Source organism: Advenella incenata, from assembly GCF_004217095.1.
Taxonomy (GTDB): domain Bacteria; phylum Pseudomonadota; class Gammaproteobacteria; order Burkholderiales; family Burkholderiaceae_B; genus Advenella; species Advenella incenata.
Window position 1 is genome coordinate 427,968 of the sequence record NZ_SHKO01000001.1, and the last position, 16,046, is coordinate 444,013.

At 54.1% G+C, this 16,046-nt stretch carries 8 protein-coding genes; all 8 read left to right on the forward strand.

The features are described from left to right. Window positions 1–137 precede the first annotated feature (137 nt). Entirely contained in the window at window positions 138–389 is a 252-nt protein-coding gene (yefM, locus tag EV681_RS01955; protein ID WP_128393681.1) for a YoeB-YefM toxin-antitoxin system antitoxin YefM, read from the forward strand. Continuing rightward, window positions 386–640 carry a Txe/YoeB family addiction module toxin gene (locus EV681_RS01960; RefSeq protein ID WP_128393682.1) on the forward strand — a complete coding sequence of 85 codons (255 nt, stop codon included), beginning with the start codon at window positions 386–388 and terminating at the stop codon, window positions 638–640. Before yefM ends, EV681_RS01960 begins: the two co-directional genes overlap by 4 nt. 409 nt (window positions 641–1,049) lie before the next feature. Beyond that, the gene (locus EV681_RS01965) at window positions 1,050–3,404 is read left to right on the forward strand and encodes a type VI secretion system Vgr family protein (RefSeq protein WP_130303183.1); all 2,355 of its coding nucleotides are present in this window, start codon (window positions 1,050–1,052) and stop codon (window positions 3,402–3,404) included. A 24-nt stretch (window positions 3,405–3,428) separates the two neighbouring features. Beyond that, window positions 3,429–3,821, forward strand: coding sequence for a DUF4150 domain-containing protein (locus EV681_RS01970; RefSeq protein ID WP_014749107.1), 393 nt, complete (start codon window positions 3,429–3,431; stop codon window positions 3,819–3,821). Between the two features lie 16 nt (window positions 3,822–3,837). After that, on the forward strand, window positions 3,838–6,204 hold the full coding sequence (locus tag EV681_RS01975) for a type VI secretion system Vgr family protein (RefSeq protein ID WP_130303184.1): 2,367 nt from the start codon (window positions 3,838–3,840) through the stop codon (window positions 6,202–6,204). Window positions 6,205–6,226: 22 nt separating this feature from the next. Further along, window positions 6,227–8,845, forward strand: coding sequence for a DUF2169 family type VI secretion system accessory protein (locus EV681_RS01980; RefSeq protein WP_165392912.1), 2,619 nt, complete (start codon window positions 6,227–6,229; stop codon window positions 8,843–8,845). Beyond that, window positions 8,842–9,915, forward strand: a complete 1,074-nt coding sequence (locus EV681_RS01985) for a pentapeptide repeat-containing protein (RefSeq protein WP_130303186.1) — start codon at window positions 8,842–8,844, stop codon at window positions 9,913–9,915. The genes EV681_RS01980 and EV681_RS01985 overlap by 4 nt, the downstream gene beginning before the upstream one ends. A 36-nt stretch (window positions 9,916–9,951) precedes the next feature. Beyond that, complete coding sequence (gene tssI, locus EV681_RS01990) at window positions 9,952–16,017, forward strand: type VI secretion system tip protein TssI/VgrG (RefSeq protein ID WP_130303187.1); 6,066 nt, start codon at window positions 9,952–9,954, stop codon at window positions 16,015–16,017. Window positions 16,018–16,046 lie beyond the last annotated feature (29 nt).

Sequence of the window (16,046 nt, forward strand, 5' to 3'; positions counted from 1 at the left end):
GATGGATGATGAATCCGCTGTTGAGGTGCATTTTTTTACGCATCGGGGTATAGAAAACAAGTGTGGCCTGACGCTGTCGGATCTTGAGTGGGCAGACAATTCATTGTACAATGAGCGCTTGTAACCCGGAGTTGGCAATGAGAACCGTAAGCTATAGTCAAGCCAGACAGAACCTGTCGGCAACAATGATTCAGGCGGTAGAGGATAAGGCCCCTGTTCTGATCACGCGCCAGAATGGCGAGGCCTGTGTCTTGATGTCGCTTGAAGAATACAACTCACTGCAAGAAACCGCTTATTTGCTCCAGTCTCCCGCCAATGCCAGGCGATTAATGGATTCCATCGAGAATCTGAAAAGTGGCAATGCCAAGGAAAGAGGGTTGATTGAGTGAAGCTGACGTGGTCGGAAGAAGCGTGGGAAGACTATTTGTACTGGCAGGACGCTGATAAACGGATGGTAAAAAAAATAAATGAACTATTGAAAGATACCTGTCGCACTCCGTTTGAAGGCATCGGCAAGCCTGAGCCGCTAAGGCATCATCTTGCCGGTTATTGGTCAAGGCGTATTACATTGGAACACAGGTTGATCTATGCCGTTGCCGATGATGCTTTGTTGATTGCTGCTTGTCGCTATCACTATTGATATTGCACCGCGCTCATTTTAAGCGCGGGCATGATCATCGGACCGGCCCTTTAAGGGGGCCGGTTTTTTTCTGGCAACGATAATCGTCACGCGGGGCCGCGCTATCGATCGTTGCAAGTGACAATGCGCACAGGTAACGTTAGGTTACGTTTCAGTAAGCTACGCGCAACACCCGGTAAACACAGGCTTTATCAAGTGTTGGCCCAGGACGGACACGTACTGTTGCACCTGAAGCGATGACACGACACACGCCTGACATCATCCCTGCCTACACTCTGCCGGATAACTCGGAAGCCAAGCAGTAATGGCATTCATTATTCTTATAAGCGATTGAAACGGTCGCTATCGGGTCTCACGGTTGCGTCAAGCCTGTTACTGACAGGCCAGGGCAGCGGTGAAAAACAGGCGTATGGGAAAAATAATTCAAGCCATCACGGTCAAAGGCGAAGGTCATTTTCTATTCCGTGAGTTAAAGGGTCATGAAGCCGTATCCACACTATTTGAGTATCACGTGGATCTGGTGTCAAAAAGCCAAGCAGAGAATCTGGAGCAACTACTGGCGACGCCGCTGACGGTAACGGTGGCGCATGCCGGACGGCAACGCTTCTGCAGCGGCCTGATCACAGAAGCCCAGTTCGTGGGGCGCGAGAGCCAGACGTCCGCATACTACATCTATCGATTCACGGTCAGGCCATGGCTGTGGTATCTGACGCAAACGTCTGATAGCCGGATTTTTCAGAACCAGAGCGCACTGGCTGTGATCAGGCAGATTTTCCAGAAATATCCGTTCGAAGTCGAGTACCGGATTGCCGAAAGCTATCGAGACTGGGTGTATTGCGTGCAATTTGATGAGACCGATTTCAATTTCATCAGCCGTCTGATGGAGCACGAAGGTATCTATTACTGGTTCCGTCACGAGCAGGATAAACACGTGCTGGTTGTGGGGGATGCTGATTCGGCGCACCAGGCAATCGCGGGCGATGCGCTCATTCCCTATTATGCGCCTGACCGGCACAACCGCCCCGATACGCAACATATTGATCGCTGGATGCCGCGAAAAGAGGTTCATCCTGCTGCCTATTGCATGGTGGACTTTGATTTCAATAAACCGCAGGCCGGGCTGGACGTCAAGCGCAAGGCGGCCACAGTCGTGCAGCAGAAACGGGAGATCTACGACCCCATGGGCGGGTATATCGAGCCCGAAGACGGCGAGCGTTATGCACGAGTGCGGCTCGAGAGTCTGACGGCAGAAAACGAAACCGTGGGTGCGCAGGCCAATCATCCCGGCCTTGCTGCCGGCCATACCTTCACTCTGAAAAACCATCCTGATCAGTCTCAGAATACGTCGTGGCTAGTGCTGCGCACGAATTATCACCTGAAGGAAGCGCCCGGCACGTCAGCGGGCGGTACAACGTCATGGGAGCACCAGATCCGCCTGCGTTTTACTGCCATTCCGACGCACGTTCAGTATCGTGCGCCGCGCGTGACACCAATCCCTCGCGCCACCGGCCCGCATACTGCACTGGTGGTCGGGCCGGCAGGAGAAAAAATATGGACAGACAAATACGGTCGGATCAAGGTGCAATTTCACTGGGATCGACAGGGGCAGCGCAACGATGAGAGTTCGTGCTGGATTCGCGTCTCCAGCCCCTGGGCCGGTGGCGGCTTCGGGGGCGTGCAGATTCCGCGGGTCAACGACGAAGTCATTGTCAATTTTGTAGGCGGGTTTCTTGACCGGCCAATTGTCGTCGGACGGGTTTACAACGCCAGCAACATGCCGGCCATGAATTTGCCGGCAGATGCCACCCAAAGCGGGATCAAGACCCGCAGCAAGGATGGCACGCCTGAGAACGCCAACTCCATGCTCTTCGAAGATCGTCCTGGCGCCGAACAACTGTCGTTCGGCGCCGAGCGCGACATGGATACGCATGTCAAAAACAATGAAAACCTGAGCGTGGCCGGCGCGCAGGCAGGTACGCACGGTGGCGCCACCACGATGAACGTGGGTGGAATAGACGACAATATCTTTCGCGGTCCGTCGACGGAAACCAATGCGGCCAACCACGAGCGAAATATCATCGGTATGTCAAATGACATTGTCACCGGTCCCCGCACTCACAGCGTAGGGGCGACGGCGGTAACTGTGATGGGGCGTGGTTTTGTCCAGAATGTCAATGCCGGTCTGGCGAACTTCACCTATAGCGGTGGTCGCAGCCGTAAGGTTGAAACCGATTTTTCCCACACGGTTTCCGGTCCGGTCAGGCGCGTTGTCAATGGCACGGAAAGCAGCACGATCACCTCGGGCGGCTATTTCAAGCAAGTGATGGGTGGCCCTCTGTCCATGAAGGCAGGATCGGTGGATATGAAATCCACAAGCGGGGTATCACAGTTCAATGCCAAATCGAAACTCCAAATGTCATCTGGCGGGCCGCAGAGCCTGAGTAATCCGACAACGCTGGGTCACACCTCCACGCAGCATAGTGAGACGCATGATTTTTCTTTCAAGCTCAAAGGCTTGAAAAACACCACCGAAGATATCTATCAATCTGCCGGCGTCGTTTCGGCCAGTCTGTTTGGCATCTCCTCCAGCATGGCGGCCACGTCGTTGCGCATGAGCGCCATTGGCCTGGTGGTTACGCCGTTGCAGGGAGACATGAATGCAGCAAAGATCGAGATCTCTGGCTTCAAACTGAAAAAATACGGATCGGGCGAAGAGAACTTCGTGATGGCGGTGTTGATTTCAGGTCTGATTACCAGAAACTGAGTCCAGGAAAAGAGGAACACGCATATGCTGGCAACCACGCAATTGATGGGACTGGATCTGGGATTTCCAGACGTCTGTCTGACGCCTCCGGCGCTGTTGCCGATTCCCTATCCGGACATGGGATTTCCGATGATGGCCATACCGATTGCGGTCACCATCCTGTTCATGGGGGGATTTGCCCACAACATGATGACCACCATCCCGCTCACGCTGGGCGACTTTCCCGGCGTGGGGACGGGCATCCTGTCGCATACCGTTGTCGGCCAGTCGCGCCGTCTTTTCCTCAATTCATACACAACCTTCCTGTTTGGTACGCCGGCCAACCGCCTGTGTTCTTTCGGACTACAGAACATGTTCAATATTATCGGTTTCACATTGGTGCCAGGCAATTTCATTGTCAGCATCCTGGCGCCATGAGCAGCAGGGGCGAACAATGAAAAGGATATTCCGGCTGCACGGCGACTTTCCCGACGGTCAGTTGCTGCTTCGTTCACTCAAAGGACAGGAGCAGGTATCGGGTCTGTTTGAGTTCACACTTGAAATACTTAGCGAGACCCCTGCGCTGGACATCAAAAGCCTGCTGGGTGAGGCGCTTGCAGTGGAGGTAGAACAACAATCGTCTTCACGCTTTATCAACGGGATTGTGACGCGCCTTCGGCGTACCGGCAGGGATTCGTATCCGCCGAAATATTACGTTTATGAGGCCACGCTCAGCCCATGGCTATGGTATGCCACGCAGACCAGTGATTATCGAATTTTCCAGGACAAAAGCATCAAAGACATCCTGAGCGACGTGCTGGGTGAATATGGTTTTGCGCTGGATCTGCGGCTTGTTGAGCATTATCGCAAGTGGACGTACTGCGTGCAGTATGACGAAACCGATTTTGATTTCGTCAGCCGCCTGATGGAACACGAAGGTATCTATTACTGGTTCGAACATGACCAGGGCAGGCACACCCTTGTGCTGGCCGACGACATGAGTGCGCATCGTCCGGCGCCAGGTTTGTCACGGTTGCCATATTACAGCCGACATCATCTGGTTAACCCGCTACAGGAGTATGTAGAAGTATGGCAGCCGCGGGTTTGTCTGACACCCACCGCTTATGCCGCGACCGATTATGACCTGAACAAGCCGCAGGCGCGCCTGGATGTGCGTCAGTTGGCTCAAGGTAAGGCAGGCCACAGCCTGAATCTGGAACAGTACGATCCGATGGGTGGTTATACCGAGCCGGAAGAAGGTGCCCATTATGCCCGCGTGCGCATGCAGGCCCTGGAAATGAAACGACAGACTATCGCGGCCACCAGTAACGCAAGAGCCTTGTGCGCTGGCCATACCTTTGTACTGAAAAACCATCCGGACAAGGTGCAGAACCGCGAGTACCTGATTGTCCGCAGCCATTACGAGTTCATTGAAGCGCCGTACCACAGCGCAGCCAGCACCGGTCAGGCGCCGGTGAACCAGCATGCCACGCTGTTGACGACGATAGAAGCGATCCCGGCAAACGTCCAGTATCGCCATCCGGCGCGCACGCCCGAGCCGAGAACCAGCGGGCCGCAAACGGCCCGGGTCGTCGGACCGGCAGGCGAGTCGATCTGGACTGACAAATATGGCCGTATCAAGGTTCAGTTCCACTGGGACAGATATGGGAGCAAAAACGAACGCAGTTCATGCTGGATCCGGGTTTCCAGCCCCTGGGCCGGCGGCGGTTTCGGCGGGCTGCAGATCCCTCGCGTGAACGAAGAGGTGATTGTCGATTTTGTCGGTGGTCATCCTGACCGGCCCCTTGTGGTCGGCCGGGTCTATAACGCAGAGAACATGCCGCCGGTGACGCTACCGGAGCAGGCAACGCAAAGTGGTTTTCATACGCGCACCAAGGACGGTAGTCCGGATGCGGCCAATACGGTCATGTTCGACGATAGTCAGGGCAGTGAAATGCTCAAAATGGTGGCCCAGAAAGATATGCAGAGCCGCGTGAAGAATAATGCCAATCATCGGGTGGGCGGCATGTCGGCTACCAATATTGCCGGTGCACATACCTGGAATTATGGCGGGTTGTTCAACAAACAGGTGGCACAGGCAGCCACCTACCAGCATGAGAGCGGGCATCGGTTCTCGGTAGCGGCCGACGCCACAGACTCTGTGGCGCAGCGACAGAAACGCGAATACACCGGTGCCAACACGCTTTCCGTTGGCGGTGCCGAAACGCTGACCGTTGCGGGCGAACCGGCGCTGCATGCATTCAATCAGGGAGTGCAAAGCACATTGAACGCGCATCGGACCGATAACATTACCGGCTCGGTGGTCCGTAATTTTGACAGTGGCGAAGATGTGACGGTGAGCGGATTGTTCAGTAAAAGCGTGGGGGCCGGTGATGCCATTATGAAAGCGGACAGTTTCAAAGTGGATGCGGGCGGTCCATTCAAGCTCAATTGTGCTGCCACATGGGAAGCCTATGCGCTGTCCGACATTCTGATGAAATCGGGCAGCCTGATCAGAGAGTCTACGCTGATGCAGTCGGTCAATCCGTCGACGTTGCATGAACAGAATATCAAGGTGGCGATCGGGGTCAATGGCATTAATTCGCGCGCCAGCAAGAGTGCCGATACCAGTGTTGCCGTCAAGCTGGCTGCTGGCGGCATGTACGATGCCATGCAACTGAGCACGGTATCGCTGGTGGGAGCGCAGGTAAAGCTTGTTGGCAACAGCAATTCTATCGACCTGGTTTCCATCGGTCTTATCGGCGCCAATATGTCGCTTGGCAAGACCGACAGAAAATATGTATTCAGGATTGAGATATGAATATGACAAGTGGCATTGGCGCATGAAAATTTCCAAGCCATTCTGCCTGAGTATCCAGATCAGGCCGTATCGCTGGCGCGGCCAGGCCCATATCGGCCTGTCTGCCGCCATTCTCGTGGACAACAGCAAGGGATATCCGGTGCTGCAAAATGAAGCGGGGCTTTGGTCGTTTGTTGCCGAGCATTTGAACGCCGAGGGCATTCTGGACCTGGGTATGCCCAAGCCACAAGCAGAGTTTCTGGTGTCGGGTAATGCCTATACTGCGCACTCGGAAGACAAAACGCAGTGCCGCGTTCAAGTGCAGGTCAATGATCGTGTCAAGCAAGTGCAGGTGTACGGAGACCGTTACTTTTTGGACAATCGCATTACTCCGGCGCAGCCTTTTGAACAACTCAACATCGGCTGGCAAAATGCCTATGGCGGGCCTGGCTTTGCGAATAACCCGATGGGCAAGGGGACTGTAGAGGAAACCATTCATGGGGTGCGTGTCAGACGGATGCCCAATGTGGAGTGGCCCGATTATCCGATTCGTGATTTCCGGGAAACCATTCACCCGGCCGGGTTGGGGGCACAGAGTATTACCTGGCCGGTTCGCTTTGGAAAAGTGGGGACGTATTCAGAACAATGGCACAAAACTGATGCGCCCGGCTTCTTTCCCGATATGGATCCTAGCCTGTTTAATGCCGCCATGCCCGACCAGATCTTTGAAGGGCAGGCGCAACTGCCGCCCAACACCGAATATCGCGTATGGAATATGCATCCGGATAAGCCGTGCTGGCAGGGCACGGTGCCTGCGTGGCAGGCCAGATGCCTGGTGCAACTGCAGAAGGATGCCGGCACTGAGCCAGAGACCCACGATGTCGAGCTGGTGCCGACCACGCTCTGGCTGGTGCCGCATCTGGAAAGCTATATTGTGCTGTTTCACGCAACGCTGCCGGGCTGGCATGACGACGGCGAGGAAATCAAACATATCCTGGGCGCCCTTGAATGGAAGTATTCGCCCAAAACGCATGACCATTATTGTCGCTACATGCAAACGCGGCTGGATCATGATGAATCGGCGTTGCTGGCCTATGAAGACGCGCAACTGCTGCCTGAAAACCTGCAAACGGCAGGGTTCGATCTCAAGCCTGACTTAAATGGCGCCATGTGGGAAAAGCAGCATCGCCTGCAACGTTACCTGCTGCTGCACGCGCGTTCCGATCTGGCCTGCATGGGACTGGATGCCGAACACTATTTGCCGGAATTTGTCGGCCCCCGGCCGCAGCCGGGCATGGAGCAGTTGCTGGAAAAACAAAGGCAGCGCAATCTGGCGGTCCGCGAACATCGGGCCGAACTGGTCCAGGCCAAAGCGGCGGCAAAACGCTTCAAACAATCGGGCGGCAGGGACAAGACGCTGCCGACCCTGCTCGGTGAACCGGATTTTCTTAAAACCATCGAAGATATCAATGCCAGGACCAGAGTACCGGATCCGGGCAATAAACAGCCCAATCGCGCGCTGGATGAACTGCTGGCGCAAATTAGCCAGGCGCAAGCCAGTGAAGACAATAGCCGTATTGTCCAGCGGCAGCGCCATCGCGGCTTGCTGTTTTCCGCTCAATACCGATCTGGCGCCTACGTGCTGGATCAGACAATAGCCAGAGAGCGGCGGGAAAAGGCCATCCAGGCGGCACAGACTGATCGAGACCTGAGTGGTATGGATCTGACCGGTGCCGATCTGACGGGCCTGATCTTTGACAATTGTGATTTCAGTCAGGCGGTGCTGATGCGCGCCGACATGACTGACGCCACATTCATTCGGTGCAATTTAAGCGAAGCTGTGCTGTTTAGTGGAACATATAGCAAAACTCAGTTTGAGCACTGCCGGTTTCACACTGCCAATATGTCGCGTACGCGCTTTGACGCCGTTTCGTATTCCAGTTGTGATTTTCATCAGGCAATTATCGATGAATCGACGTTCAGTCGCTGTGATTTTTCCGGAGCGACATTTAGTGAATCCGTATTCCGGAACGTGCGTTTTGAGAATACGACCATGAATGCATTGGCGCTGGATGCAACCGTGATGCTCTCATGCTCACTGGATCATGTGGCGGCAAAGGAGGCAAGGCTGAACAAGTGTGCATTTTATGAGTGCATTTTTACCAACAGCGCCTTTGCCGACTCCTGGCTGATCCGCTGCGCCTTTGCCTTATGTGAGCTGTCTGGCATGTCGTTTGCCGGATCCGTCATGAGCGCCTTCACCCTGATTGCCGAAAAGCCGGTATCCGATTGCGATTTCAGCCATGCCCAAATCAGCGACGGCAGTATGCGTGGTATTCATTTTCAGCGGCCGCGCTTTGTGCAGGCGGTTATTCGCAATACCGATTGTTCCAAATCGGTTTTTGAACAGGCAGACTGTCGTGGCTTGGAAACCCCCGATGGCGTTTTCATGCGGACTGAGTTTCGGCACAGCGATTTTACGGCAGCCAACCTGATGACAGGCCTGTTCAGGAAATCGACGTTTGTTCGTACTAATTTTAGCAAGGTCAATTTTTTCCGGGCCGATTTTGCCCAGAGCAATATTGACGCGGGCAGCCTGCAGCATGACAACTATACGCAGCAGATTCAGCTGGAACCCACGCAGAAAAAGGAATCGGCATGAGCCTGACCGATGAGCAACTTCGGGAACTGGTGGATAACGGTGTGCCGATTCTGAAAATATCACTCAAAGAGCGGGATCTGCGCGACTGGAATCTGTCGGGAGCCCTTTTTGAAGGCGTTGATTTCACGGGGGCGCAACTCGATGGCGCCAGGCTGGACGAAAGCGTATTTGCCAACTGCTGCTTTGACCGTGCAAGTATGAACGAATGCTACGGCAACGCGGTATTTTTCAACACCTGTGTGATGGCCGGAACACAATGGCGCCAGTCCCTGTTGTTTCAGGCCAAATGGCATGAGTGCGATGTACGTGACGCGGATTTTGATCATGCCATGATGGACGAAACGGTATTCATCGGCTGTCGCCTGGCAGGCGTGCGCTACACCGGTGTTCAGGGCAGGGAAATGACCTTCATGAAGTCGGATATGGAACGGGTCGATTTCTCACAGGCGCAGTTGTTCAAATCCACGCTGTTCGGGTTGGACCTGAAAACCGTTATTTTTCACAAAGCCAGCCTGGTCAATGTGATCTGGCTGCAGTCGGATCTGAGCGGCCAGAATTTACAGGGGCAGGACCTGGAGCGTGGCGTGTTTACCGAGGCAATCCTTGACGGGATGTGCCTGGCCTCGGCCAATCTGGTGCAGGCCGCTTTCAAGAGCGCGAGCGTCAAAGGCGCGGATCTGCGCAGCAGCAAAGGCCAGTTCATTGTTTTTGCCGATGCGGATCTGAGTGGTGCACGCTGCGATGCTGCGCAATTTGCGCAAAGCGTATTCGTAGATGCCATCACGGATGATGCCAGCTTTGTCGATGCCAACCTGTCCATGTCTGTATGGCATCACGCCAGTGCCCGTCAATGCCGCTTTGATCGGGCCCAACTGGATCACACCGATTTTTCGTATGCAGACCTGTATCAGGCGCGTTTTGATGATGCCAGGCTAAATCGCACCCGCTTTCACCGCGCGCTCAGTGATGACCTGAACCTGAAGCGGCGTGCCGGCGCCCTGGAGAAAGACCCGGAACTGTATGAGGCCGAGTTATGGAGCGAAACGCAGCGCGCCAGGGCTTTCCCGTAGCGCTATTGACCCAACCACGATAGATAGAGCAAAGTCATGAACCGTATTGTCAATGCCATCACGCCGCTGGGCGACGCGCTTAAATTCAAGTCCCTGCAGGGAGATGAAGGGCTATCCTGCCTGTCCGAATGGACGGTGCGGTTTGTTTCCGAACACGCGAAGCTGGATCTGCAATCCATGCTGGGGCAATCGGTGACATTCGAAATAGAGACGGGCGCATCACCCCGATTTCTGAACGGCATTGTAACCGGCTTCGAATTACTGCATCGCGAGACCCGGACACCGCGTTATTACATTTATCAGGCCACGGTCAGATCGTGGTTGTGGTATGCGACGCAGAACAGCGACAATCGCATCTTCCAGAATGAAACAGCTGTCGACATTATCACAAAGGTGCTTGGCAAATACGACTTCGCTGTTGAAATTCGGCTGATGAACCGTTATCGCAAGTGGGGCTATTGCGTCCAGTTCCAGGAAACAGATTTCAGTTTTGTCAGCAGACTTATGGAGCACGAGGGCATCTATTACTGGTTCCGCCATGAAGCATCACGTCATGTCCTGGTGTTGACAGACGAAGCCCAGTCGCACGATCCGTTGCCGGTTTTGCCTGTGATTCCCTTTTATCCTGATGACCGGCCTTCCGTTGCCATGCAGGCGTGTATCGCCGACTGGCAGGTGTCGGGGGAACTGACGCCCACGGGCTATGCCACCATGGATTACGACTTTCAGAAGCCGTTGGCGGACATGAGCGCCAAGCGCAGGACGAGTCCGCGGGCAACCCAGGGTCTGGATCTGGAAATGTATGAACCCATGGGTGGGTACGTAGACTCATCCGACTCTGAACATTATGTCAAAGTGCATCTGCAGTCGCTGCAATGTTTGCAGGAGCAGGCTGTGGCCCGGTCAAATGTGCGGACGATGGCGCCTGGTTATACCTTCACGCTGAAAAACTACCCCCATCAGGCGGAAAATAAGGCATATCTGGTTGTTCATACTGAATATGACATACAGAATCCGGCCTATGCCAGCCATGATCAGCCTGATGACCAAGCGCGGTATGTTGTGACCTCCCGGCATATTCCTGCCAATGTGCAGTATCGCGCCGCGCGTAGCACGCCCATCCCGAAAATGAGTGGCCCGCAAACGGCGACCGTAGTGGGCCCGCAAGGCGAAGAGATCTGGACCGACAAGTACGGTCGAATCAAGGTACAGTTTCACTGGGACCGTGAAGGCGCAATGGACGAGAACAGCTCGTGCTGGATACGAGTGTCCAACCCCTGGGCCGGCGGTGGCTTTGGTGGGGTGCAAATCCCGCGCGTGCGCGAAGAAGTGGTGGTGGACTTCATCAACGGCAATATCGATCGTCCGATCGCGGTGGGGCGGGTCTACAACGCCAGCAATATGCCGCCTGTGAATTTGCCGGACGATGCCACGCAAAGCGGCTTTCTTACCCGCAGCAAAAACGGCACTCCCGCCAACGCGAACAAGCTGATGTTTGAAGACCGGCAGGGCAGCGAGCTACTGGCCATGGTGGCTGAAAAAGATATGGATACGCATGTCAAAAATAATCAGACGCATGACGTGGCAGGCAATGTCGTGTCCGCGATCGCCGGGCTGCGTTCGCACACCGCGCACAGCACCTCAGATATCACCATGGTCGCTGGCGCGGTCAAAAACTACCAGGCGGATCACAATCGGACCGTACAGGGCTCACTGGACGAACAGATAGGCGCCAATCTGCAGCAGTCGTTCAATGATGGTGTGGACGAAACCATTACGGGAGCGCTGACCAGCACCATTGGTGGGCAGGCCAGCCATACGTTGCAGGGATTGCATATCACGACCACCACCCATGATGAAGAGACGGTCAATGGCACCGTGTCGGAAACCGTCGGAACCGGGGAGACCAGCAATATCAAGTCGGGTTCGCAGTTGCAGGCTGGCGACATCACCATGGCGTCGCCCACGATCTATTCCGAATCCACACAGGAAGAAATTGATATCAAGGCGGGTGGCTCGTTGGACATCAGCTCTGCCGGCCCTGGAATTGTGCAGACACCGGGCAAGATCATCAAGGAGAGTCCGGTCAATGTGGAAACGGCGCTGATGCTGGACAACAATACCGTCACCAGAAAAAAGAGCTATACGCTGGATTTGAGTGTGGATGGTATCAAGGATGTGATGGTCGAGGGACATAATCACAACCAGAATATTGCAGATATCAAATTGTACGGCATGGGCGACTCCATGCAGGCAGCTAACATCGGCCTGTATGGCGCCAACATTCAGTTGGGTGGACAGGATCAGAAAATGGGTCTGCTCAACGTGAACATCACAGGCATCGAGCTGGACAAGGGCTTTAAGATCAAACGTCCCGGCGGTGGCGGCGGAGTCGGGACAAAAGGCAAGGGCAAGGACGGCAGCGGGGGTGATGGCGGCAGGGGCGGAAAAGGCGACAAGGATGGGAACGGGAACAGAGGGGATGCTGACAAGCCACATGCAGACTGCAAAGACTGTATGGGAAGATCAGGCTTCTCCATTGGCTTTGACGTCGGAGATGAACGTATTGCCCAAAGTGATTTTTCCTTGTCCGGCGCTTTTCCGATAAGCTGGGATCGGGTCTATCGTTCCAATTTCAGCGCCAATGATGAAGATGGCCCGTTGGGACCACGATGGATTACGCCATTTACGCTTTTTATCCAAGAGAGTGCTCAGGGGCTTGCCTATTATTCCATTGTGGGTAGAACGATCGAGACCTCACCACTGGCATTGGGCGAGGAACGATATGATCGCAGCGAGGAAATAAACTGGCGCAGGCTTGATGAACAAACGCTTGTCATCAGCCAGAAACATGAACGATTTGAAACATTCCGAAAAATCGGTGCCACGTACCGGCTGGTGTCTATTGCTGACAGGGTCGGCAACAAAATCGACATTGACTATCAGGAACAGGGCCTGCTGCTTTCCATACAGAACGACGTATGGGTGGTGAGATTCGAGCACGACGAGCAGCGCCGGATTCGGCGAATCATGACGGACGTGACGCACGATGGAAACACGGTGCAACGCCAGCTTGCCGGCTACCAGTATGATGAAGCCGGCGATCTTGTGCGGGCCGCCGATGAATACCTGTCGGAACGTCTGTATGCCTACAACCATCATTTGATCACCCGCTACAGCGACAGGACAGGCCGTGGTATCAATCTGGAGTGGAAGGGCACCGAGCCCAATGCGCGTTGCTTTCGCGAATATGCTGATGACGGCAGCCATGAAATTGTTCTGTCTTGGGACAGGGAGAATCGACTCACCCATGTCACCAATGCGCTAGGCCAGACAACGACATACCGGTTTGACCAATACAACTACATTTCACATATCTACTTTCCAGACGGGACCATCGAAGAACGCAAGCGTGATGATTATCACAATATTATTGCGATCGTTAATCCGGATGGAACCACAGACCGTTTTGAATATGACGCTCGTGACAATCTGGTCCGACATATTCGTCGTGACAACACTCAGGTTAGCTGGATCTATAACCAGGATGAACAACTGGTCCAGGTAACCGATGCGATGGGAGCGATCTGGCGCCGTCAATACAATGATCGCCAGCAAATGATTCGTCAGACCGACCCACTGGGTCGGGTCACCGAGTTTACCTACAACCTTGCCGGTAGTGCAACCGCCATCAAGGACGCAAAAGGCGGGGTCAAGCGCGTCGTTTATAACAACGCTAATAAAATTTTGCAGTATGCAGATTGTTCCAATAACACGACAACGTGGGAATACGATCATCTGGATCGTGTTGTCGGGCTGATTGATGCCGAAGGCAAAAGAACAGCCTATGACTATGATGATAAAGGACATTTGTCACGCGTTATCGAACCGGACGGCGAACTGCGGCTCTTGTCGTACGATGCCGAGGGTCGCCTGCTGTCCGCCAAAGACGCACTCGGACAGGAAACCTTATTCAGTTATGATGCGGCAGGCAGGCTTGCGCGCAGAATCAGTCCGATCAGCACGTCCATTGATTATCGATACGATCGGACCGGAAAACTGACCCAGTTGATCAATGAAAACAACGAACATTATTCATTCACCTATGATCCTTTTGGCAGGCTGCTTGAGGAATCGGGATTTGATAAAAAAATAACAAAATTCACCTATACCAAAAATACCGGCACCCTGGCCACGGTCACCGAAGGTGATGTGATCACTCGTTATGAGTACGACGTCATTGGCCAGATTATTGCTCGTTCTGGCCAGGGAAGCACGGAACGTTTCGATTACGATGCAAACAGCCGACTGGTTGGAGCATCCAATGCAATCAGTCAAAATACCCTTTCCTATGACGCCGTCGGAAACGTCCTCGCGGTGCATCAGCAGTACACGTTATTTGACACGCAACGGGATTTTTTGTGGCGGCACTCTTACGACGAAATAGACAATCGCATCGCCACCCGCCGTCCGGACGGCGTGGAAACAGACTGGCTGATTTCAGGTAGTAGCTACGTTCATGAGATGTTGCTGAACAAAGCCACATTGGCCAGCTTTACGCGCAATGATGTGTATCAGGAAAAATCCCGCACGCTGATGAACAGCATGCAGCAGCGCAGTGAATATGACAGGGCCGGGCGATTGCAGACCCAGGTGTTGCTGGAGGGCAATTTTCACGAGAAGGTGCGCCTCAAGCGCGAGTATCACTACGATAAAATAGGCCAACTGGTCGGCGTCTCCGATTCAACGAGAGGCGATGCACTCTATCGCTATGATCCGCTGGGGCGAATTGTGCGTGCCGCTACGCCTGTCTTTGATGAGACATTCAGTTTCGATCCCGCTTCGAATATTACAACTGCCATTGCCATAGGAACGCAGACCACCACTCTACCTGCTGATGTGCCAGCGGTGGTGGGCAATGTACTCAGAGAGTACGCCGGCATCCATTTTGAGTATGACGTACAAGGCAATATGGTGAGCAAAAGCAGCCCGGGATGCCGACAGGCATTTACCTGGAATGCGTTCAACCAACTGGTGTCAGTGCGAACGGCAAAAAATGGCGCAAGCGACGTTGTTGCCGCATATTACTATGATGCTTTCGGACGCCGAATCGGCAAACAGGTCGCCAAGGGTGACGACGACCCCGCGTCGGTCCGGGTATTTTATGGTTGGGATGGAGAAAATCTGGCGTTCGAATCCATCGTGGGCCAGGAATGCACCAAACATTATCTGTATGAGTATGAAAGTTTCGTCCCGCTGGCTCAGTATCTGTCTCCAGCCTCGGCGAACGCTTGGGCCGACACGGCTGCCGGCACCGTTCGTGATATCGCCTTCTTTCATTGCGATCGTATCGGTACACCCAGGGAATTGTTCGATGAATCGCAGCGCAAAATCTGGGCAGGCGAATATCAGTTCTGGGGGAAGCGGCGAGATACGGATGCATCCGATTCCACAGATGCGTCTGACTATGCGCACAACAACATCCGCTTTCAAGGGCAGTACTACGATAGTGAATCCGGTCTGCATTACAACCGTTATCGGTACTATGATCCCGATACCGGACGATATATCCGTCAGGATCCGATTGGCTTGTTCGGGGGCATCAATCTTTATCTTTACGGACCCAGCAGCACCATGTGGATTGATCCGTTTGGTCTTGCCATGTGGCCGTCAGGACAGTTCAATAGCTGGTTCAATGGTCAGACGGCAGACCAGATTGCCGATTTTATGAGTTCTAAATCGACGCGTGAGCTGATCAAGAAAGCGTTGCGCGGAAGCGGCGGCATGCACGAATGGTTTCCTGTCTCCATGGCGGCCAAGGCCAAGGAAATAGGGCTGAATGCGGAAACACTGAAATCCTGGGCAACGCCGACGGTGGATGTCTACTTTCAGAATATCAATGACAAAGGCAATATTATTCAGGGACCCCACCCCAGCCGAAACAGTAGCGGGTGTCGGGCCAGCAGCGTAGCTCACGAGCAGTTGATGGACCAGTTGCAGCAAGCGTCAGACCCTGATGAAGCCCTGGATATTATCCAGTCATTCGCAAGGCAATTTGCGAGAAATGGTGGTTCTCAGACAGGTGGCTTCAGCGTGCTATAGTTGCTTGTGTCGGGAGCGCAGGGCGTGTA

Excerpts from the sequence above, each read along its gene's own strand:
- EV681_RS01975 (WP_130303184.1), top strand. The coding sequence starts at position 3,838 with ATGAAAAGGATATTCCGGCTGCACGGCGACTTTCCCGACGGTCAGTTG.
- EV681_RS01985 (WP_130303186.1), top strand. The coding sequence starts at position 8,842 with ATGAGCCTGACCGATGAGCAACTTCGGGAACTGGTGGATAACGGTGTG.
- tssI (WP_130303187.1), top strand. The coding sequence starts at position 9,952 with ATGAACCGTATTGTCAATGCCATCACGCCGCTGGGCGACGCGCTTAAA.
- EV681_RS01965 (WP_130303183.1), top strand. The coding sequence starts at position 1,050 with ATGGGAAAAATAATTCAAGCCATCACGGTCAAAGGCGAAGGTCATTTT.
- yefM (WP_128393681.1), top strand. The coding sequence starts at position 138 with ATGAGAACCGTAAGCTATAGTCAAGCCAGACAGAACCTGTCGGCAACA.
- EV681_RS01980 (WP_165392912.1), top strand. The coding sequence starts at position 6,227 with ATGAAAATTTCCAAGCCATTCTGCCTGAGTATCCAGATCAGGCCGTAT.
- EV681_RS01970 (WP_014749107.1), top strand. The coding sequence starts at position 3,429 with ATGCTGGCAACCACGCAATTGATGGGACTGGATCTGGGATTTCCAGAC.